Raw genomic sequence first — 21,198 nt, 5'->3', positions numbered from 1 at the left:
ACGGTCAATCCATTCGCGCTCTTGTCTGCGTGACATCGTCGCGGGAACTGCGATCTCGATGCATCCATCCCGACGGGTTGCGGTGACTGTGCGACGCCGGCGTGTAGACCGCCGAACGACAACGGGTTCCCCCCGCGGACCGCGCGGATGTTCATTCGCCCCGCTGTCCGGTCCATTATGTGGAACCCCTCGGATCATAGAACACAGATTCTCAGACTCGACCACTTTTTCGCGGTGTGGATTTTATACGTGCTGTTCACAGGCTAGGTTTCGGCGTGTCGCGATGGAGTTATCCCCCAGGATATGCACAGTCGTGTCGGCGATTCCCACAACTCATCCACACAGTGGACAGACTTGTCCACACGAAGAGAGGTTTCCGTCTTTGACCGCGACCTCCCCGACGGGCTACGTTTCAATTCAGCTGGGGTCCCGGGATAACTAGCAGAACGTACACGGGGAAGGTGCGCGTGGTGCTGAGCGTCCCCGGGGCCCCAAGCCCAGCAGGACACATCCGGCCCGGCCCAGACAAGGCATGAGCTCTTCACCTGCGCGGTGAGGTTCTCATCGGTTGTGCACTGCGCCGGGCGCAGACAGGATGACACAGAGCACTTCCTCATCCGCGGCTTGCCCACGTCGGCACATATGAGTTCTGACGCGCGACGACCGGGAATAATCTCCCGAAGCTCTGGGTTCCTGTCATACGCATGAGAAGTGTGGGCCACCGCGTGGTGGCCCACACTCACATGTGGTCAATCGGGTTAACCCGCCCAAAGCGTCACACCGCCAAATCGCTCAGCTCATACTAAGTCGCATCCAGCAGACCGGATCTGGCTGAGTTGTGGAATGCGCCCGCTTGTTTCCTCCGCTTTATAGGGGTGGTTCAGGCGACAGCGGTTTTCCGGGGACGGCCCCGCGGACGCTTCACAGCGACAGTGGCGCCATCGACGAAGATCTCTCCGCCCCAGACTCCCCAGGGTTCACGGCGTTGCCTAGCACCATCCAAACAGGCTTGCTGCAGCGGGCATTCAGCACACAGGGCCTTTGCTCGCGCCAGGTCGGCGGGAGATTCAGCGAAAAACAGTTCAGAATGCACCTCTTGGCAGGGCAGAGAGGTTGACATATCGGATATCAGGACGTCAGTCATCGTAAAAAGCTTCTATTATCGTCGTGGATTGCGGAGGTCATATCGACCTGGGAGGGCTATCCGCCCGGCGGCGTCACTGCCGCAGAGTTTTCATCCCTCACGAACGGAGGGACGTCTACCTAGCAGCTAGGCTGACGCGAGAACGCGACCCTCTTTGGGCGCACTGGGGAACCCAAAATGCCTGGAAGAGGGCGCACTGGTAGCGCGTTATAGATGCCGAACGATCCAATTCCGATATTTGTTATCACTTCAGCACCTCCTCTTCATGAGCGCGCTCCGGCTTCCCGAACCGCGACGATCAACGATGTTCGCTAGGTACTCTATACGACCTCGCGAGGAACACCAATCATTTTTTGACCTGCGAAGATAACTTTTCGGCGTCACATCTGACGGATGCGCCCCGACGGAAACACTCTGGGGCACATCCCAGCGCGTGCGTCACTGAGGCGCATGCGTTACCGCGGTGACGGTCATCCCAACGTTCACGTCGGCGCGCTCCACTTGATCTGATCAGGACCCAGCGGCCACATGGTCAGCCAGCAGCGCGAACACCGCCTCACCATAGCGCTCCAATTTCGCCTGCCCAACTCCAGGAATGGCCAGCAATTCGGCAGGCGAAGACGGGGTCCGCTCGGCAATCGCATCCAACGTCGCATCCGTGAACACCACAAACGCAGGAACCTTCGCCTCCCGGGCGACTTCTCGCCGCCACGCTTTGAGTGCCCTCAGCAACTCCTCGCTGTAACTGGGCGGACAGTTCTCACAGCGCCCCACTTTCTGCTGCGCAGGATCCGTCAAGGCCTGCCCGCACACCCGGCAGGCGCTGAAAATCGTGGCACTGCGACGACCTGTACGACGCGCCACCGGGCCTCGTTCACGCCCCTGCCCCTTCGATCCGCTTCCCGGAACCATCCCGTCCAGGAATCGGGACGGACGCCGACTGCCACGGGCACCGGGCGTGCGGGATTGAGCCCAACTCACGGTGAGCACATCCCGGGCCCGCGTCAACGCCACGTAGAACAGCCGCCGCTCTTCCTCAATAGCAACATCGTCTTTCGCCATGGAAATCGGCAAAAGACCTTCGCTCGCTCCGACCACGAACACAACATCCCATTCGAGCCCCTTCGCCGCATGAATGGAGGCCAACGTGATCCCATCGACGGTCGGGGCGTTCTGAGCTTCGGCCCGCTCCTCAAGCTCCCGCACATAGTCCACGATGCCTGCGCCGGGCCGAGCCGCAACTGTCCGCGCGAGCTCTACCAGGGCATTTAGGGATTCCCAGCGATCGCGTACGGCCCCGGTGGTTTCAGGAGCGACCTTCGCCCACCCTTGTGAACCGAGCACATCTTCCACGGTTCGCACAACATCCTCGTCGGCGCCCGCCACTTTCGTGACCCCCCGCAAAGCAACCATGGCCCGGCGCACCTCGGCCCGTTCAAAAAACCGTTCACCGCCTCGCACCAAATAACCGATCCCGCGCGCCGACAGCGCTTGTTCAAAGCCTTCACTTTGGGCATTGGTTCGGAAAAGAATTGCGATGCTCGACGCTGTGCGGCCATCGTCGAGCATGGATGCGATTCGCGCAGCCACACCTTCAGCTTCTTCCACGTCGTCGGAAAAACACTCCACCACTGGCGGTTCTCCGCCGGAACGCTGCGAAACCAAATCCAGGCGAGCCGCCCGGTTGGGACCCCGTGCAGCATCCAGCACAGCGTTAGCGGCCGACACAATCGTCGGGGCCGAACGATAGTTCCGGGTCAGTTTCAATACCCTGGCCTGGGGATGATCACGTCGAAAATTGAGCAGGTAAGACGAGGTGGCACCGGCAAACGAATAAATGGTTTGGGATGCATCGCCGACCACGCACACATCGTGCGAGGTACCTAGCCAGGTGGACAGTAGACGATGCTGCAGCGGAGAGACATCCTGATATTCATCGACCACGAAATGCCGGTACTGGGCCCGAACTTCCCGGGCGATGTCGGGTCGGTCCGTCAAAATCCCTTGGGTGAGGACGAGGACATCCTCGAAGTCGATCATCTGACTGTCGTGTTTCACATCCTCGTAGCGGGCAATGATCCGGGCGATGGAAGTCGCATCGAATCCCGCTACCCCGGAGCGCTTAGCCGCCTGCGCGGCCACCGCATAGTCCTCTGGGACCACCATCGACACTTTGGACCACTCCACCTCAGAGGCAATATCCCGCAGAGCAGCCCTATCCACGGTCAGATGCAGTCGCCGACAAGCCTCCGCCACTGCGGCGATTTTGTGCGGCATGATCTGGGGCATCGCCCCACCGATCGCCCGGGGCCAAAAATGTCGCAGTTGACGCAGGGCAGCTGAGTGAAAAGTCCTCGCCTGCACTCCTGGGCAGCCGAGGTCCGCGAGCCGGGATCTCATCTCTGCGGCAGCTTTGGTGGTGAAGGTCAGCGCCATAATGTGGCGGGGATTTTGTTGCCCCGTGGCCACTGCGTAGGCGATGCGGTGCGTGATCGCTCGCGTTTTACCGCTGCCAGCACCGGCGAGCACACACACAGGCTGTCCAAAACCGGTCGCAACCTCCCGCTGGTCAGGGTCGAGCGCATCCAAAAGCGCTTCAGGACTCGCGGGGGTCTCACGGGAAGTTTCTGACGTGGCCATAATCCCCCAGTCTGCCAGGTGCAGGAATCGGGGACTTTAATGTACGGGACCGGGGATCTGCGGAAGTGGGGACAACTGGGGCGGCTAAGCCCGCGACTGCGCCCTGACCAACAGCTGAGACGGGCGCAACCGAGTCCGCCTTCTAACCTTCCCGGGCTTCACTCTTTGTGCCCCCGCCGACCCCGGCTAGAGCATCATCAAATGTAAAATTCAATAGCAATAAGCGTTCCGCAATTAAAAATATAGATAGCGTCCATATATCGACACTTTTAAATTCATAGAACATTAATCGGAAGTTGACTTAAAATCCATATCTTTTAATAAGGTAAAACGATACAGGGATATGTTCATCGAGTATATCCCTACAAGATTTCAAAGCAAATCTTCAAGGGAATCTCATTAAATAATCGCTGAGTAGATCCGCCTCAACCTCCCGGATTTACTCAGACGCCTTTCGCTCCGCCGCAAATTCTTTAACAGTATTTACGACATACACAATTGCGCAAAACAGAAATAATAAACCAAAGAGCAGTGCAACATATTGCCCCAGCTGTCCGCTAAAAAGATTTTTGATTACAAAAGCTAACACCCCGAAAAGTAGGCCCCAATTTAAGGCTTGAGAAGATGAGAAAAGGGTTTTAACTTCCGACTTTTTCGATGCGTCTGCCATTTTATCAGAGCTCCACTCCAAAGCATTCACTAAGAACATCCTTGAGCGAAATTAGATCGAGGATGGCTACTGCCACTTCTTTTCCGCCAGACTGCGCCGCCTCCTGCGCAGCAAATTCTAGCGCGGCAGCATTGCTTTTACCCTCTGCTTTGGCGACCTTAAATCCTGTGATCAAAAGATCCACAAACTTTTTGGCCCCTCCAGCCGCTTTAATTGCTGCCTTAATCTTAAATACCTTGGCGGCCACAAAGGCAGTTGATGCTAGACCGGTGGTGATAGCCAAACCGCACCCTATACCTCCGCGCGGTGCTATCGCGAGATTCTCTTTTTTCCACCTCTCATAGGCTTCATCACTCTTAAGGGCAGAATCTGGAATGGAATCGATGCGTTTCGCAGCTTCGAGAAGCCCTGCTTCGTCAAGCTCCACAGTTCTCGCACTGACGGCCGGAGAAACCGGAAGCAACACGGCGCCAAGCACAGCAACCGGTGCCGCCTTCAGCATAAAGCTACGTCGTGTGGACATCATCTCCTCCATTTGTATGCGACCACATCGCGCCACTTGATGCGATATCGGACACTCTAAATTCATCAGAGGGCTCATATCTACAACGGGGCATAACGCGTATACTTTTGAGCATAAAGAGGTTCCGGCAACCAAACAATCCTCACCTCTAGAGGGGTTGACAGCCGCGGAGTGTTTTCGGTATCAGCATCAATGCGCCCGACTCGCATCCAATCCGTCATTTCTCGCAAATTTATGTATTATTAAAATATTGACTCAATTTATCGATAATCCAATAATATTGACCTAAGTCATGTAAATGCACTTAGGATATTTATCCTACACACACGATTTTCCGGCGGTCCGTTAACCATCTTTGCGAGACGTGAGCTTCTCTTGGAGGGATAAATCCTTAACATCAGCCATCTCAGATCTGAAATCTACGCTGATCGTCCCAGCGTGCCGAGAAGAACCTCAATCTAGGGAGCATTTCCACGATCAAGGTTAAAGGCATCTTGGGCCAGACGAGATTACTTAATCGACTTGCCTACACGGCATGCTACCCTACCCGCTTCACGCCGATTCTTACGGTCACCATAAAATTACGTCTGCTAAAACTTTCACCAACCACATATACTCAAAAATAGAGTTTGGAATTCATGTTCACCCGTAACGTTTTGGATATCAAAAATATTTAACGCATACCAGGGAATAACATGCAAGGTGCCAATAAAAAATGACTAGCAAGTCCGCGCAGCCTCAAACTCCCACAAACCAGCTCAAGGGTTTCATTAGACTGAAACGAATCAAAAAATAAGACAATGAGCTGTATCTGCTAGCTACAGCCTCCAAGACCCACTGGCCGATCACCCTGCAAGAAAACCCACCTATCTAATAGGGCAATGGCCCTCCAAACCAGTCCTCAATTAACGGTCGAGAAATAGATGCCCTTCCGGGAAGGGTGATGCGTTTGTGCTGGATCGCCTCGGCAAGCTCCTCGCGGGTGTACCACGCCGCCGACGCGATTTCACCTTCTTGTAAAACCAGATCGTCATTATCCACGCAAGTGGATGTCCAGGCCCTGAATCCGAGCATGAGCGAACCCGGAAATGGCCACGGCTGCGAGCCGATGTATTCGACCTCTGCAACCTCTACCCCGACCTCCTCGGCCGCCTCACGAGCTACCGCCGATTCCGCTGTCTCCCCCGGTTCCACGTACCCCGCAAGCACCGAGTGAGCACGGGGTGCACGAAAGGTTGCCCCCTGTGCCAACAACAAGCGGTCCTTAGGGTCCCGGATCGCCATAATCACAGCAGGGTCCGTGCGCGGGAAATGCAAAGACTTATCCTCGGGACACCGCTGTACCCATCCCGCTCGCAGCCGCATCAGGCGCGTCCCACAGCGAGGGCAATGCCTCACCGCACTGTGCCACGCGCCCATTGCGACCGCGGTCAGCGCAAACGCCATCTGGTCACGGGGCAGTCGGTCCGCTAGTTCGCGTAAGTCGCGCAGACACCGGCCAGGATCATCAATTTCGCCACTAGCTCGCGGGGTCATCGCCGACATAATCCGAAGGCCCTGCCATCTGCCGAGATAACACAAATCCTCAGGATCCGTGGTCGGATCATCATGTTCTAATGCCAACTCCAGCGGATACAGCTGCGGTCCAGCGACAGGAGCGGTATCCGAATCTCCAGTTAAAGCACGTGAATCAAGCTCACGCACTGCCACCATGGTTCCGCTGGTGGGTAGATACCGAACATCGGGCCCCGGCGCCAGAGGATCCTCACCATCACCTTCGCGCGACTCAGCATCTCGATTCATGGAGGTTTGCATAAATGACGTCGTGATCGATGAGTTCCGCAGGAGTGGCGGCCCATCCAACCACTGTCCGTCCTGGCTCTGCCCATCCAGCCGCTGTTTATACAAGCTCTGCCTATCCCGGCTCTGCTTAACCTGGCTCTGTCCATCCAGCCGCTGTTTGTCCAAGCTCTGCTTATCCGGGCTCTGTTCCCGGCTTGCCAAAATGATGCCTGGCTGATCAGAAGTGGTCTGCATGGAGCATGCCCGGTCAGAAGCGTTCTGGCTGGATCCTTCCCGATGCGATACAGCCCGCTGAGGGCGTGTCTGGTCGAAGCCCGACTCGTGAAACCCGACTCGGCTGAGGTTGGAGGCGCTAGCGCTACACATGAGCTCACCGTACGCCGAGCATCTTCACCACACTCGGTATGCGTATTCCTGACGTATTTCGTTGCGCCCTCACATTCCAGCCCATGTCGGCCCGTAAAGACCGACTTCGACACCTAAAGACGGCGCCACACTCACAAGTTCGGGCATCTCTCCCGCTGAACGTCGTACGGTAGTTGAGTGCAACGATCTCCCTACACCCTGGCCGCCCTGGTGAGCGCGGCCGTGCGCGGCGTGGAACCGGTGCGGACAGCCGCCATCATTTCGTCGGATTCCGAAGAATACGATGTGGCGGGCATCGTCGATTCCCAAGGTCGCCGCTGGACCGTCTCCGCGGCCCGGACCGACACCGCGGGAGCTCGCTCAGAAGCTGAGATCGTCGTGCTCGACATGCTCGCCCGCACGCCGTTGCGGGACGTGGTGCAGCGACCCGAGGGATATGCCCGTCTGCCCGAGGGAGGCCGCGCAGTCGTGTGCCCGGCGCTTCCCGGCACCCCACTTCACTTCACTCAGCTACAGGACGACGAGGGGACCGCCCGGTCCCTCGGACGGCTTATCGCTCAGATCCACGCGGTCCCTCGCGACCTCGCCGAAACCAGTTGCGTGGAGGTGTTCAGCCCGGCAGAGACCCGCGCTCGGCACCGTGCCCGCCTCGCCCGGATTCAGGATGCTGGGCATCGTCTGCCTCCTACCGTGGCCCAGCGGTGGGAACACGTCATGGACGATGATCAACTGTGGACATACACACCGCGCTTCGTTCACGGGGAACTGTCGGAAGATCATCTTCTGACCGCACAAACGCATCCGTCAACAGCAACCACCGGGATCTTCTCGGGCATTCTCCACTGGGGGTCGGCTCGGGTCGATGATCCGGCCACAGACCTCGCCTGGCTGGTTTCGACCCTGAACCCCGACATGTGGGATGTTCTGTTTAGCGCGTACACCGAAACCATCAGCGCGGCGGGGAAGGCACCCGACCCTCAGCTCGTGGACCGCGCTCACATCCTGGGCGAGTTCGCCGTACTGGATTGGCTTTTGCACGGTATCGACGCCAACGACGAATCAGTGATTCGCGATGCCGACGGAATGCTCGCCGACCTCGAATCCGATCTCGCCGAAATCGCCCGGCTCGAAGCGGAACAGGCGTTCGATGACCTCGCGGCTGAGGAGGACTATCACACGGACGGATACGATCATCTCACCTCAGATCAGGACCACCGTGTTACCGATCAAGACCACCGTGCCGCCGAGCGGGAACTTGGCGACCCCGAGCGGGAACACGATGGCATCGCACATGACTCTCAAGGGGCCGAGCATGATCGCGCCACCACACGGCACGAGGCCACACCGGAGGATGCTCGGCCAGACAACACCCGGAGTTAGCTCTCCCCGCCTGGTGAGACCAGATCTCTGAGGACATCGCGAGAAGGATGCGCGGTGACCTCCACCGTGAGGTTGTCACTCACGTAGTGGAACGCCGTGCGGATGCTATCCAGAGGCAAGCCAGTGGCGTCGTGGTAGGCGAGTCGGTATAGCGATAGCTGCAGGTTGCGCGCTTCTTTCGCTTGACCATGTGGGGGCCGGCCCGTTTTCCAGTCAACGATCACCACGCCCTTGGGGCCATCCTCATCACTCACACCACTCTCATCACTGGCACCATCCTCATCATTCACACCATCCTTAACACTGGCACCGCCGTCACGTCGTCCACCGCCGTCACGATCACCGTCGCCGAGGATAGAGGCGACGTCCGCCAGCGCGAACACGGCGTCAATAACCCCGCCGATGGTCACCTCGCCCAGTCTCACCTGAACCGGTAACTCCACCTCGAGCGGGGTGTGAGCAGCCCACGCCGACCCCAGGTACAGCTCGCGCATTTTCCGATCACGCATCGTGTCATCCGGAGCATCGGCGAACACCTCAAGTTCGTTCAGTTCATCCAGTTCCAGCAACGCTCCACCCTCGATCCGGCGCTGCACCCAGGCGTGAAAATCGGTGCCGCGCCGAGCCGACGCACTCGGACGGCGGGGCAGCGGACGTAAAAGATCCACCACGACCCGTTCCGGGTTGGTGGCGCGGGCAACCACCTCAGAGGCCGTGATCCGGCGCGGCGTCGGCACCAGCAACGGGCCCGCGGAGGCTGCGCGATCGGCGAGTACACGTCGCACCGCTTCGATCAGTTCAGCCTCCTCCAGGTCCACGGAGTTGGCCTGACCGGCCTTAATGTCATCACCATCGTGAATATCGCCAGCGTGGACATCATCCTCGGCATCGCCATCCTGAGCATCATCCTGGCCGTCGGTTCGCGCAAACTCCCACGGCGGTGAGGCTGCCACCACATCAGCGATCCGTTCCCGGCGCGCTTCCCGTTCACCCACAGGCGGCGGCCACGTACCACGGCGCGAGGCCCTGGCCAGTGGATTCTCCGCAGGGACATCTTCTTCAGTCACATGATCGGCACCCATCGTGTCCGCTGCTTCGCGCCAAAACCTCGACGGTTCACGGGGGTTTACCGCACCTTCTTGCCATGCCGGTGCCGAGAGCAGCAACGCATGACGTGCCCGAGTTAACGCCACGTATGCCAAGCGCCGATCCTCGGCGATGTCCTCCTCGCCCCGCCGCTCCTGATAGTCAGTGAGGATGTCCTCCACCTCGACCTGGGTTGCGGCGTCCATCCAAGACACGTCGGGAAGAGCATGGGCATCCCCGCGCAGCGACGGCGGGATATCGGCGTCCCGCAGCGGGCCGAGCCAGCCGGATGCCCGCACACGCACCCGGCCATCCTCACCCGCTTTAGCACGGCGCAAGTCGTACGACGGCAAGGTCCCCTCCACCATGCCAGCGACCGCTACCACATCCCATTCAAGACCTTTGGCGGCGTGCATCGTGATGACCGTGACCGCGTGAGGGTCAACCTCTGATTCCCGAGCCTCCAACGCCAGACCTGCCTCGGTGTCCTCAGCTATGTCCAGCAGGGCGAGGAAGGCGCCAAGGCCCGGGCGCACCGCTGAGCGTTCAAAATCTGCGGCGTGACGGCGAAATGCGGCAAGATCACGCAATGCCTCCCCAGGGTGCCGCTCAGGATCGGCGAGCAGCTCAATATCGAGGTTTAACGCTTCAATCGCCGACTGCACCAGATCGGGCAGGGGCAGCGCCAGGCGGCGACGTAGATAACGCAGCCTCGTCGCCAGATACCGCAAGCGATGACGGGCCGCCTCGCTCAGTTCCCGCCCGTCGCCATCTCGCCAGCTATCTGAGGGCAGGTCATCCAGTGCATCCAGCAGGGTGACCTCCTCCGCGTGGTCATCAGCAACCAGCAGCGGAGCCTGCGGATCCCGGCTCGTCTGGGCCGACTCGGCGCGGGAGCGTCGCTGCGCGGCCAACTGTGAACGCCATCGCCCAAGAACCGAGAGGTCACGTGCTCCCAGGCGAACAGCTGACCCGGTCAGAAGTCTCATCACCGCATCCCCGCGGGACGGGTCGTGAACACAGTCCAGCAGAGCCCTGACATCAGCGACCTCGGGACGATGCAGCAGACCACCCAACCCATGCACCTCCACCGGCAGCCCGGCCTCGCGCAGAGCCTCAGCAATCGCCGGTATCTGACGCCGAGCACGCACCAGCACCGCGGCGCTCGACCCCTGGTTATGAGCGCGTTGTTCCACCACCCAAGCCGCGATCTGACGGGCCTCCTCGCGGGTGTCGGCGGAACGAAGCAGCTTCACCTCACCGACGTCAGCCCCGGGTCTGGGCTGCAAGACCGGGATGCGCAGCGCCTGGTCGCGTACCCGCAAAGGCGCGGCAAGACGGTCAGCGACCGCCAAAACCGCCCGGTCGTTTCGCCACGACGTCGACAGATTGGATTGGATCGTCGGACAATCCTGGCCCGCAGCCCGCGGAATATAGTCGGCCAGCGATGCTGACGAGGCACCGCGCCAGGCGTAAATAGCCTGCTGCGGGTCACCAACGGCGCAGGTGGCGTGGCCCTGCCCGTACAGGCCCGTGAGGAAGACTAGCTGCGCGTACGAGGTGTCTTGGAACTCATCGAGCAACACCAGCCGGTGCAGGTCTCGTTCGGTGGTGCGTACCGCGTCGGCGTTGGTGGCAAGTTGAGCGGCAAGCCGCACCTGGTCGGCGTAGTCGATAGCGCCCAGGGTGTTTTTCCGCCGTTGATATTCCTCCACCAGCGGGATCACTGCTCGGCGCGAACGCACAGCTTTGAGTGCTGATGCCACCGGGGCGGGCATCGTGCGTCGCCTGCCCTCATGCTGGAGTGGAATCGTGGTGACATGCTGCTCGATCCGATCAAACTCTTCCACGACATCGTGAAGCGGCACCAAATGTTCGGCGGTGGATCCAGCCAGCGAAAGCAAGGCCGAGGTGACTGTGGCAGGCGAAGCATCTAGGTCTAGCTCCCCTGCCCACGAGGTCACGATGTCGTAGGCCAACTGCCATGAGGCCGAGGGAGACAGCACTTTCAGGTCCGGATCCAGGCCTAGACGCAACGCGTGTTCGCGCACCAGGTCGAGGGCGTACCCGTTGTAGGTCGCAACCCGCACTTTCTGGGTGCCAAGGACATCACCTGCGCCCGCTAAACCCGGTGGAATCTCCAGCCCTTCTCGGCGCATGGCTTCAGCGAGTCCCGCGAGTCGAAGCGTGATGCGTTCAGCCAACTCGTGGGCAGCTTTGCGCGTGAAGGTCAGGCCGAGGACCTGCCGGGGTTCCACCTGACCTGTCGCCACCAGGTAGACCACCCGTGAGGCCATGGTTTCGGTTTTTCCACTTCCCGCCCCGGCGACCACGAGCTGCGGTGCTAGCGGGGCTTCGATCACAGCACGTTGTTCGTCAGTCGGCTCGGGCAGTCCCATGAGCCGGGCGACGTCGACAGCTTTCAGGCCAGCAGTGTTCATAGCTGTGCTCCTTCTGGCCACACACTGCACGATCGACGAACCGGGCAGGTATCGCAACGAATATTGGCGGCTGCTACGACCTCAGCTCCCCGTGCTGCCTGACCTGCGCGTGCTATCGCTTCGTCGATCCAGGTCGGGTCTTCGGCCTTATGCAGGGCAACCTGACGGCGATAGGACGGACGCCGGGTGGGGGTGCCGACATACACCAGTTCGGCACCGGCGAGCGCATGTTGTGCCCTGGGGGCATCATCACAAGCGGTGTCGGCGCAGGTGGTAGCAGCGGGTTCGGTTTCGGCGACGCTGTTGTGGATGGTTGCCTCACGGACTGCTTCAACCGCGCCGTCGCGCACTGCCACCTGGTAGGCGCCGAGCTGTAGATCCGTAGCGACGTCGGCGGCTGACCGAGCGGTGGCACCGGTTTTCAAATCGACGATGGTCAACGCATCACCACTGCGTTCAATGCGGTCGATCGTGCCGCGCAGCACGACGTGACCGAGCCGGGTTGTGAACGGGGCTTCGACCGCAATTGCTTCCCGATCTCCCGCCAGGTGCTCCCCGAGCAACGCAATCGCTTTCTCAGCGCGTTCACGCAGTCGCCGGTCGAGCCAGGTGCGGCCAAGGTTTAAGTGCCGGGTGCGGGCTTGGAAGGTGGCCAGCAGATCGGGGGCAGCGGCTCGCGGATTTTCTTCGGCTAGACGGTGCAGTGCTGTGCCGAGTTGCTGCGGGATAGCTGCGGGCCGGGACCCTCCGACCCGCTCAAAGAGCCACTGTTGTGGGCAGGAGGTTAGTTTCTCCAATGCGGATGGGGATAGGACGACGTCGTCATCCTCGTTGAGCATGGGTGCGGTGCTGCTGGGTTTTTGGTGATACCAAAGGTCAGGGTCGCATCCGTGAACGTGGTGCGCGGCTAAAGTGCGCAGCAGTCGCGCGGCCAGCGGTGTCTGGGCCCCGGGCCGGGCATCGACCTGCTCCTGCTCGTCACCGGCGGCATCGCTATAGGCAAGGTTCCGACGCAGGCCTGCCACCAAACGTCGAGCATCAGGAGCCGGTCCTGGATCTCGGGTGAGAACATCTCGATCTAGCCAGCGTTCATCACGGCATCCCTCAGCAATATCGACGAAAGCCGAGGCCGGTTCCTCCGGGGTATCGACAGCGGTCAGCAGCACGCGTCGCCTGCCTCGGCTGATGGCGCTGACCGCAAGCCGAACTTCATCGTCGATCACAACTTTCCGCTGCATCGCGCGCAGCGCCGCGGGGGTCTTGGGCACGTCGTACCCTGCGAGTATCAGACCCAGTTCAGCCGCGCCTAGAACCGTTGAGCGCAGCCGGGTATTGGGCCAGGCCCCTTCTTGGAGACCTGCCACAACCACTGTGTCGAAGGTCAGCCCGGCCACGGCAGCGGGCGTTGCAAGAGTAACTTTCCCGGCGGCAATCGCTCGGGGAGCCAGAGAATCCTCAGGAACAGCCTGGGCGCGCACATGGTCGATAAAATCCCCGATACCAGCGTGTGGCCTCCGCTCAGAAAACCGTTCCGCTGCGGCGAAGAGCCTGGTCATAGCGTCTAATCTGCGCGTTGCCAAGCGGGCTCGGGCTCCTCCTGTGCCGTCGTTTTCCTCGTGCAACGCCGCGCGCTGCCAGCCTCGGGCAAGGTGGGCTGCATCCCAAGCGGCCCAAAGCACTTCACCGGGGGCGGCGTCCTGCGGGCAACGTGCCACCGCTGCGATCATGTCTCGCACTCTGAGGGCAGGGGTTAGCGTGCGGTCTCGATCCAGGTGCTCGGCCCGCGTGAGCGCATCGCTATCTAACACATGAGATATTCCGAGGAGCGCCCTGACCAGGAGCAACGAGGACGCGGGAATCGACCCGTCGGATTCGATGGGGGTGTGTGGCAGCGACTCAGGCGTATCCTCCGCCGTGTTGTCCTCAGGTAGGGAGTTGTCTCGTCCATGGGGATGGCGGCGGGCGCGGGCGTCAGCATCTAGCAGCAGTCGTCTAATTCGACGGATGCGCAATGCGTCGGCATCACCAAACGGGCCAGTGAGCAGTTCATCTGCGTCCGCCGGAGTGAGCACCTGGTCAGGGTGAGCAGTCTCGGTGCATGCATGCCCGATATCGACGATTCGCAGCAGGTCCCTGACCGCCGGATCATCTCGTAACGGTGTGGCGATCACCGGTGTCCGCACGGGCAGTCCGAGCAGATATAGCCGGTCTGCCAGTGCCTCCATCTGGGCCACCGACCGGGTGATGACAGCCATGTCGTCGTATGCCACCCCATCGCGGTGGTGGAGGTCACGCAGGACCGTCGCGATGGTTCGCGCTTCCGCGTCAGCATCGTCAAGGCGCATCACATCGACTTTTGGCGGCTCGAGCACTGCATAATCAACCCCGACTGTTGAATCGGAATCAACCCCATCTGTAGGGCCGGAGTCAAGCTGGCTATCCGCCGGGATTTCGATGCGGTGTCGCGAGATGGACGGAGCCCCGGCAAGCGGCAAGTGTTCGCGCAGCCGTTCCACAACCTCCGATCCGGTCGGCGCGGACAGGGCAATCTCGTGAACCGTGCGCCCCTGATTCCGCAACGCATCGCCGAGCCTGCGCGATGCATCAACCACGGCGCCACGGAAGGTTTCTACCGCGAGATCAGGGCACGAGGTGGCGAGGAAACGCGCTCCTGCGCTGACCAACTGGGTCACTAACTCGAGCCCCGCGACGGTGAGATCCTGAGCATCATCGACGAGCACCACATCCCAGCGCCGTCCGGTCGATTCATCCTCGGATACTGCCATCTGAGCATTGCGCGATTGATGCAAACGTTCCGCGGCCACTCGCACCAGCCGCGCAGGGTCGAGTCTCAGCCCTGCATCGAGCGCAGTCCGGCCTTGAAGGTCCAGCACGTCTAGATAGTCGCGGTACAGCTGGGCCAGAACTTGCCAGGATTCCCGACCGCCTTGCTGCCCCAGCGCTGCCAAGGCGTCAGGCGATAGCCCCGCTTCGGCGCAGCGCATCATCACGTCACGAATTTCCGTGCGAAATCCCGGGAGAGTGGTTGCGCCGGGAGCGAGGTCTAGTGGCCATTCCGGGGTGAGTGTGGTGAGCAGGTCGGCGATTAACGCATCTTGGTCCGCACCGGTGAGCAGGGCTGGTGCTCCTCGGCCTTGCCGAAGCTCATCCTGTGTGATCAGTGAAAATGCTGCTGCTGACGGGGTTGCGACGTCCAGAATGCGGCCCGGTTGTGATTGGTTCGAGAGCGCAGCGGCATCCCTCAGCCTCGTCGCGGCCTGGCGCCTGGGGGCGAGGATCAAAACCCGATGGGTATGGGCTAAAGCCTCGGCCACGGTGAGGACAAGGCGGGTGCGTCCGCTCACCGGGGGCCCGTAGATCAGGACGTCATTGCCCGCTTTCAGTTGGGAGATCGCGCGGCGCGCGGCATGGGGCGCCCCAACCAAACCCTCATCCGAGTCACCCCGACGATCTGCTGCGAGTTCATCCTCGCTGAATGGAACCGGCACGTCGGCCAGATAGGGCGGGGCGAGCCGGATCCGGGGCTCAGCGACACCCTCCGCCAACGGTCCATGCGCCTCGGGCTGATCTGGAAACGCAAGCGAAGACGACATGCCTCCATTCGATCACAGCACCCGGCCTTTTCGAGTTGGCCTTACACTTTGACGAGGAGGTCGGCGAGTCCACCTGCGGTAACGGGCTGTGCCCGTGGCACAAACCTGGGCTGCCGATCGACTTTGTTTCCGTCACCGAGGGAGATTTCCGTGCCCGAACAGTCCGGCCAACGCCGCATGCCACGCGCCCGACGCCGGGCGCAGCTCCTCATGGTTGCCACCTCCCATTTTGGTTCAAGGGGCTACCACGCGACGTCAATGGATGACATCGCAGCGGGAGCAGGTGTCACAAAACCGGTGTTGTATCAGCATTTCACGTCAAAAGAAGAGCTTTATCTTGCGGTCGTCGCAGATCTCGGTGAAGCGCTTCAACACGCTATTGCTGAGGTCGCAGATTTACCTGGTCACTCCACCGTGGAGCGGGCTGAACGCGGCGTGAAAGCCTTTGTTGACCTGGTCGCTCGACCGGGTGCGACATTCAAATTATTCTTCGGCCAAGACTCCATTTCGCCGCGCATTGTGGAGGCGGTGGATTCTATTTTGCGCGGGTGTGCGCAGCAAATCGCCGATATGCTCACCACCCACCGCGTTATTCCCACTGCTGATGCGCAAGTGCTTGGCAGCACCTTGGCCACATTGGTGCAGGCAGCGGCAGCTGCTTACAGCACGGATGACGATTCACATCGTGAACACGCAGCCAATGTCGTGGCCTCATTTATTGCGCACGGCCTGATGGCCTACCCCGCTCGGGATCCCAACCGGAAGATCTAGTCCAGCTCCGCCTGACCGGCACGGTAAACTAGCCGCGCTATGTCGTCGACCCGATGAGTGTCGATACACGGCGCACGAGACTAGAGAACACAAGACCGTAGAAGCAGCGAGATCCAGGCGCGCTCAGACCAGGGTGAGCCTGCTATTCCCGGCGAGAACGAAGGAGACCGACATGGAGATCCGCATCGGTGTGCAGCACTCCCCGCGAGAGATCGTCGTGGAATCGGAAGAAACCGAAGCTGATGTGATGCCGCGGGTAGAAAGTGCGATGGCCGCTGGCGAGGCGTTGACCTTGCGTGACGGCAAGGGACGAACCGTGCTGGTTCCGGGCGCCAAGATCGCTTACGTGGAGATTTCCACTGATCAGCCGCGTCGCGTCGGTTTCCTCGGCTGAGGTCCCCGCGTATCGTCCTCACCTCACGCTTTACCGGTGAGAACCATCCCACGTGATCTATCGGGCCCCGGCTGCATACATGTGCAGCGGGGCCCGAAAACGTGTTTGCGGTGACCTTTCGCATGTGACCTCGCCCCCGCACCTGTGGCTTATATGACGCCGCGGGTTAGCATGAAGGGTCGAATCCATGACAGAAGGCTGGACAGTGCCAGAACAGACCCCCACCATTATCGGCGCCGATGACGTGAGCGCCTCCCCCCGTCCTGCGGAGCAGGATCAGCGTACTTTCGCGGATTTTCCGATCCGCCGCGAGACCGTCGATGCACTCGCCGCCAAAGGCATCATCTCTCCGTTCCCCATTCAGTCGATGACCCTGCCGGTTGCGCTCGGCGGACGCGACATCATCGGCCAGGCTAAGACCGGCACGGGGAAAACCTTGGGCTTCGGTATTCCCATGCTGGAAAACGTGGTTGGTCCCGGTGAGGACAACCCGCTAGCTCTGCCCATCGGCAAACCGCAGGCCTTGGTGGTGCTGCCCACCCGCGAACTTGCTATTCAGGTGGCGGGTGACCTCGAAGCAGCCTCATCCCGGCGCAGCATCCGAATCGTCACCGTCTATGGTGGACGCAGTTACGACCCGCAGATTGAGGCGCTCACTGAGGGCGTCGAGATTGTGGTGGGAACCCCTGGTCGTCTGATTGATCTCATGCGTCAGAAGTACCTGGATCTTTCGCACGTGCGCATTGCTGTGCTCGATGAGGCTGACGAAATGCTCGATCTGGGCTTCCTTGAGGACATCGAAAAGCTGCTCGGTGCGGTGCCGTCGGAACGCCAGACGATGCTGTTTTCAGCCACGATGCCCGGACCGATCGTGGCCCTGGCTCGGCGGTACATGAAACAGCCGACCCATATTCGAGCCCACGATCCGGGTGACACCTCCCGCACGAAGGCCGACATTAAGCAGGTCGTCTATCGCGCACATGCCCTCGACAAGATCGAGGTGCTTGCCCGTATGCTGCAGGCGCGCGGTCGTGGTTTGTCTATCGTGTTTACCCGGACTAAACGCGAAGCAGACCGTGTCGCCGAGGATCTTCAACGGCGCGGTTTCGCCGCGGCTCCGCTGCATGGAGACCTCGGTCAGGGGGCCCGTGAACAGGCGCTGCGGGCGTTCCGCCACGGCAAAGTCGACGTGTTGATCGCCACCGATGTGGCTGCTCGCGGTATTGACGTGGACGATGTCACCCACGTGGTCAACTACAACTGTCCAGATGATGACAAGACCTACCTGCACCGCACGGGCCGCACGGGCCGCGCCGGAAAGCAGGGCACGGCGATCACGTTCGTGGATTGGGAAGATCTTGCCCGGTGGGCGCTGATTGCGCGTGCGCTCGGGCTGGAAAGCACTGAGGTTCCCGAAACCTACTCGACGTCGCCCCACCTGTTTACCGATCTCGATATTCCGGAAGGCACGAAGGGTACGCTTCCGCGTGACCAGCGCACCCGTGAAGGGCTGGGCGCTGAACGGCTTGAAGATCTTGGTGGCCCCGATGCTCGGGGTCGTCATGGTAAAGATCAGTCCCGTCGGGGCGACGGCAGCTCTCGCGGCGCGCGGTCGCGTCGCTCTGAAAGCTCCGGCGACAGTCGTTCCCGCCGAGGCAGCGATGGCGCAGGGGCGACGGCGCGCGATCCTGAAGCCACTCGGTCAGATAAACCTCGCCGCCAGCGCACCCGGTCGCGTACAAAGCGCGTAGCCGGTGAGGTGGTGAGCGGTAGTGGACAATCGGGCGTGGCCCCATCCGAGGCTGCGTCCACCTCGTCCGCAACGGCGTCAGAATCAGCCGGGGCAGTCTCTACTTCAGCCGGGGCATCCTCAGCTTTGTCCGCAGCGGCGTCCGAATCCTCCGCGAAGAGTTCGACGCGCCGTCGCCGCCGCTCTCGTGGTGGACGCGGTCAGGCCCAGGACGCCACTTCGTAATCCGTTCACACCGCTGCTGACCCGCCGTGTCTCCAGTTCAAAGTCCTCAGGGCGCGACAACCTTCCCAAGGCATAGCTCTCTGGGACAGGAGCATCCCCCCGGGGCATCGCGGGTGCATTGAACACGTCACGATGCGGCGGCAGCGCAGCAGGAACAGGAACAGGAAGCCTGTCAGGAGGAGGCCTTCGCCGCGCCTAGTCGGGCAGACGTAAGTTCGCGCTGAACGGCGTCGGCTGTGCGCACTGCGCGCGCCTGATCCTCAGTGAGGACATCACATGCTTCCCCCCAGTGCACGGCAACGATCGCCCCGGGGTCAATACCCCGTAGACGGGTCGTGACCTGGAGGGTCTCCTCGCGGGTAAGGAGGCGGGGGGTGCGCGCTTCGAGGTGAGCCGCATCCCCCTCATAGATCAGGGTGTCCGTGCTGACCATCAGCGAGTCGCCATTGACCGACAGCACCCGTCCCACCCGCAGACGGCACGAATTAAGAACCTGGACGGGCTCTGGTCTACCCGTACTCAGCAGCCGCGACCACGGGTAGATGCCGTACACGTGAAACGCATGGGTCGGGCGCACCTCCTGGGCAAGTGACTCGTCGAGATGTGCCCAGTAATGCCCGGCGATGGTCTGCACCTCGTGAAGCAGCCGCTGCGAGAACTTCGCTGCGTCAACGGCGTCGATGCCCACCCCCAGCCAGTACGCCTGCACCACGTCCTCGCTGAGGCAATCTGTGTCCAGCAGTTCAGCCAGGATGCGGTGGTAGAGCCCCGCTCCGGAAAACGCTGTCAGGATTTTGGGGACGGTGCCGGCGCCAACTGTGGTCTTCCGCCAACCACCGGCGAGCGCTCGGTCTGTAGCAATCTCACGGATCACTGACGTCAGCGGGCCACAATAGCCGAGATCGTTCGGGGTGAGGGCATACCGAGCAAAACGCACTTCGCCCGGGGTTGGTGGCCTGGTCACGTCCGAAATCACTGCTGGGCCACTGCCCGGGCCGTGGCCCGATCTAGGCGTCCAAAGTTGTAGTACGCGGCGCACGCCCCCTCCGGTGACACCATGCACGTGCCGATCGGTTTCTGCGGGGTGCAGGCGGTACCGAAAACCTTGCATTCCCACGGTTTAATCGCGCCTACCAGCACCGATCCGCATTCACAGGCGGGAGGATCCGCGACCCGACGTCCAGGCAGGGCATAACGTTTTTCGGCGTCAAAGTCGGCGTATTCGTCCCGGATTCCGAGTCCGGAGTCTTCAATAAAGCCGAGCCCGCGCCATTCAAACGTTTCGCGGTGAACAAAAACGTCCTCGAGCAGACTGAGCGCCTCCTCATTGCCTCGATCCCGAACCACCCGTGCGTACTGGTTTTCAACTCGAGCTCGACCGGCGGCAACATCGCCGCTGACATACTGTTCGACCAACATGACAACGCTTTGCAAAATGTCCAACGGCTCGAACCCGGTCACCACCACCGGAAGCCCATAGCTGCTGGGGACGAACTCAAAAGCGTGGGAGCCGACGACCGTCGCCACGTGCCCCGGCCCAATAAAGCCGTCGATGCGCGAATCTCCGGCATTAAGGATCGCCCGCAATGGCGGTTCAATGCGCACATGGTTGCAAAAAATCGAGAAGTTTTTGATGTTGTCCCGACGAGCCCTAGCAATGGTGACTGCCGTCGATGGGGCCGTGGTTTCAAACCCCACCGCAAAGAACACCACGTCTCGATCCGGGTTATCGCGGGCTATCTTTAAGGCATCCAACGGCGAATAAACAAAGCGAACATCGCTGCCCGATGCCTTCGCATCCAACAGTGACCCCTGGGTACCTGGAACCCGCATCATGTCGCCGAAGGTTGTGAAGATAACGTCGGGTTGGCGGGCCAGCCACAGCGCATCATCGACCCGTCCCATCGGAATCACGCAGACGGGACATCCTGGCCCGTGAATGAATTCGACGTGTGCGGGCATGAGCTGTTCAAGCCCGTGCCGGTAAATGGTGTGAGTATGTCCCCCGCACACTTCCATGAAGGCGTGGGGCCGTTCGAGCTGGTTAGCCAGCTGATCAATCCGATGGAGAAGTTCCCGAGCAGCCTGAGGGTTACGAAACTCGTCCACGTACTTCATCGGATGGCGCTTTCTTTATAGCTGTCGAATTCGTCCTCGAAGGTATTACCCCCGAGTTTCTTGATCTGGTCGAGGGTTGCCGCTGCTTCATGCTCATCTATCAGCGACATGGCAAAACCGACGTGGACCAGCACCCAATCCCCGGGGCTCGGGGACTGGTCAGCCACTAAATCTATGGAAATATCACGGGTTACCCCAGAAATCGCGACGGTAGCAATCGCGGGGTCATCTTGATGAATGGTGACAATTTCGGCTGGAATACCAAGACACATG

The 21,198-nt window shown here is 60.7% G+C and carries 14 protein-coding genes; 4 read left to right on the top strand and 10 right to left on the bottom strand.

The features are described 5' to 3' along the window. Nucleotides 1-880: 880 nt before the first annotated feature. The 5 genes from BN1724_RS11295 to nudC all read right to left on the bottom strand — a co-directional run bounded on the left by BN1724_RS11295 (nt 881) and on the right by nudC (nt 7,146). The gene (locus BN1724_RS11295) at nt 881-1,144 is read right to left on the bottom strand and encodes a WhiB family transcriptional regulator (RefSeq protein ID WP_058235441.1); all 264 of its coding nucleotides are present in this window, start codon (nt 1,142-1,144) and stop codon (nt 881-883) included. Between the two features lie 510 nt (nt 1,145-1,654). Next, nucleotides 1,655-3,784: an ATP-dependent DNA helicase UvrD2 gene (locus tag BN1724_RS11290; RefSeq protein WP_058235440.1), complete on the bottom strand. Its 2,130-nt coding sequence runs from the start codon at nt 3,782-3,784 to the stop codon at nt 1,655-1,657. A gap of 439 nt (nt 3,785-4,223) precedes the next feature. Continuing rightward, nucleotides 4,224-4,484 (bottom strand): hypothetical protein, encoded by a 261-nt coding sequence (locus BN1724_RS11285; protein WP_157085875.1) that lies wholly within the window; start codon nt 4,482-4,484, stop codon nt 4,224-4,226. Continuing rightward, nucleotides 4,459-4,980 carry a hypothetical protein gene (locus tag BN1724_RS11280; protein WP_157085874.1) on the bottom strand — a complete coding sequence of 174 codons (522 nt, stop codon included), beginning with the start codon at nt 4,978-4,980 and terminating at the stop codon, nt 4,459-4,461. The genes BN1724_RS11285 and BN1724_RS11280 overlap by 26 nt, the downstream gene beginning before the upstream one ends. Nucleotides 4,981-5,847: 867 nt before the next feature. Further along, nucleotides 5,848-7,146, bottom strand: coding sequence for an NAD(+) diphosphatase (gene nudC / locus BN1724_RS11275; RefSeq protein WP_231928240.1), 1,299 nt, complete (start codon nt 7,144-7,146; stop codon nt 5,848-5,850). 177 nt (nt 7,147-7,323) lie between these two features. On the opposite strand from nudC, the gene BN1724_RS11270 reads away from it, so the two are divergent. Next, nucleotides 7,324-8,526 (top strand): phosphotransferase, encoded by a 1,203-nt coding sequence (locus BN1724_RS11270; protein WP_058235437.1) that lies wholly within the window; start codon nt 7,324-7,326, stop codon nt 8,524-8,526. Here BN1724_RS11270 and BN1724_RS11265 read toward each other — a convergent pair. Together BN1724_RS11265 and BN1724_RS11260 are read right to left on the bottom strand one after the other, a co-directional pair. Next, on the bottom strand, nt 8,523-12,053 hold the full coding sequence (locus tag BN1724_RS11265; protein ID WP_058235436.1) for an ATP-dependent helicase: 3,531 nt from the start codon (nt 12,051-12,053) through the stop codon (nt 8,523-8,525). The genes BN1724_RS11270 and BN1724_RS11265 overlap by 4 nt on opposite strands. Then, entirely contained in the window at nt 12,050-15,667 is a 3,618-nt protein-coding gene (locus BN1724_RS11260; protein WP_058235435.1) for a UrvD/REP family ATP-dependent DNA helicase, read from the bottom strand. Before BN1724_RS11260 ends, BN1724_RS11265 begins: the two co-directional genes overlap by 4 nt. Before the next feature lie 150 nt (nt 15,668-15,817). On the opposite strand from BN1724_RS11260, the gene BN1724_RS13115 reads away from it, so the two are divergent. From BN1724_RS13115 to BN1724_RS11245, 3 genes are all read left to right on the top strand, one after another. After that, nucleotides 15,818-16,438 carry a TetR/AcrR family transcriptional regulator gene (locus BN1724_RS13115; protein WP_058235434.1) on the top strand — a complete coding sequence of 207 codons (621 nt, stop codon included), beginning with the start codon at nt 15,818-15,820 and terminating at the stop codon, nt 16,436-16,438. A 172-nt stretch (nt 16,439-16,610) separates the two neighbouring features. Continuing rightward, entirely contained in the window at nt 16,611-16,832 is a 222-nt protein-coding gene (locus tag BN1724_RS11250) for a DUF3107 domain-containing protein (RefSeq protein WP_058235433.1), read from the top strand. A gap of 187 nt (nt 16,833-17,019) precedes the next feature. After that, the gene (locus BN1724_RS11245) at nt 17,020-18,807 is read left to right on the top strand and encodes a DEAD/DEAH box helicase (protein ID WP_084253014.1); all 1,788 of its coding nucleotides are present in this window, start codon (nt 17,020-17,022) and stop codon (nt 18,805-18,807) included. A gap of 172 nt (nt 18,808-18,979) precedes the next feature. Here the strand turns inward: BN1724_RS11245 and BN1724_RS11240 are convergent, their stop codons facing one another. From BN1724_RS11240 to BN1724_RS11230, 3 genes are read right to left on the bottom strand one after another with little or no spacing between them, the layout of a single operon-like run. Continuing rightward, nucleotides 18,980-19,771: a DUF6390 family protein gene (locus BN1724_RS11240; RefSeq protein ID WP_058235432.1), complete on the bottom strand. Its 792-nt coding sequence runs from the start codon at nt 19,769-19,771 to the stop codon at nt 18,980-18,982. Nucleotides 19,772-19,779: 8 nt separating this feature from the next. After that, entirely contained in the window at nt 19,780-20,925 is a 1,146-nt protein-coding gene (hypD, locus tag BN1724_RS11235; RefSeq protein WP_058235431.1) for a hydrogenase formation protein HypD, read from the bottom strand. After that, nucleotides 20,922-21,197, bottom strand: a complete 276-nt coding sequence (locus tag BN1724_RS11230) for a HypC/HybG/HupF family hydrogenase formation chaperone (protein WP_058235430.1) — start codon at nt 21,195-21,197, stop codon at nt 20,922-20,924. The genes hypD and BN1724_RS11230 overlap by 4 nt, the downstream gene beginning before the upstream one ends. Nucleotide 21,198: the final 1 nt, after the last annotated feature.

It is taken from the genome of Devriesea agamarum (genome assembly GCF_900070355.1).
Classification (GTDB): domain Bacteria; phylum Actinomycetota; class Actinomycetes; order Actinomycetales; family Dermabacteraceae; genus Devriesea; species Devriesea agamarum.
This window is presented reverse-complemented; position numbering and strand designations above follow the sequence as displayed.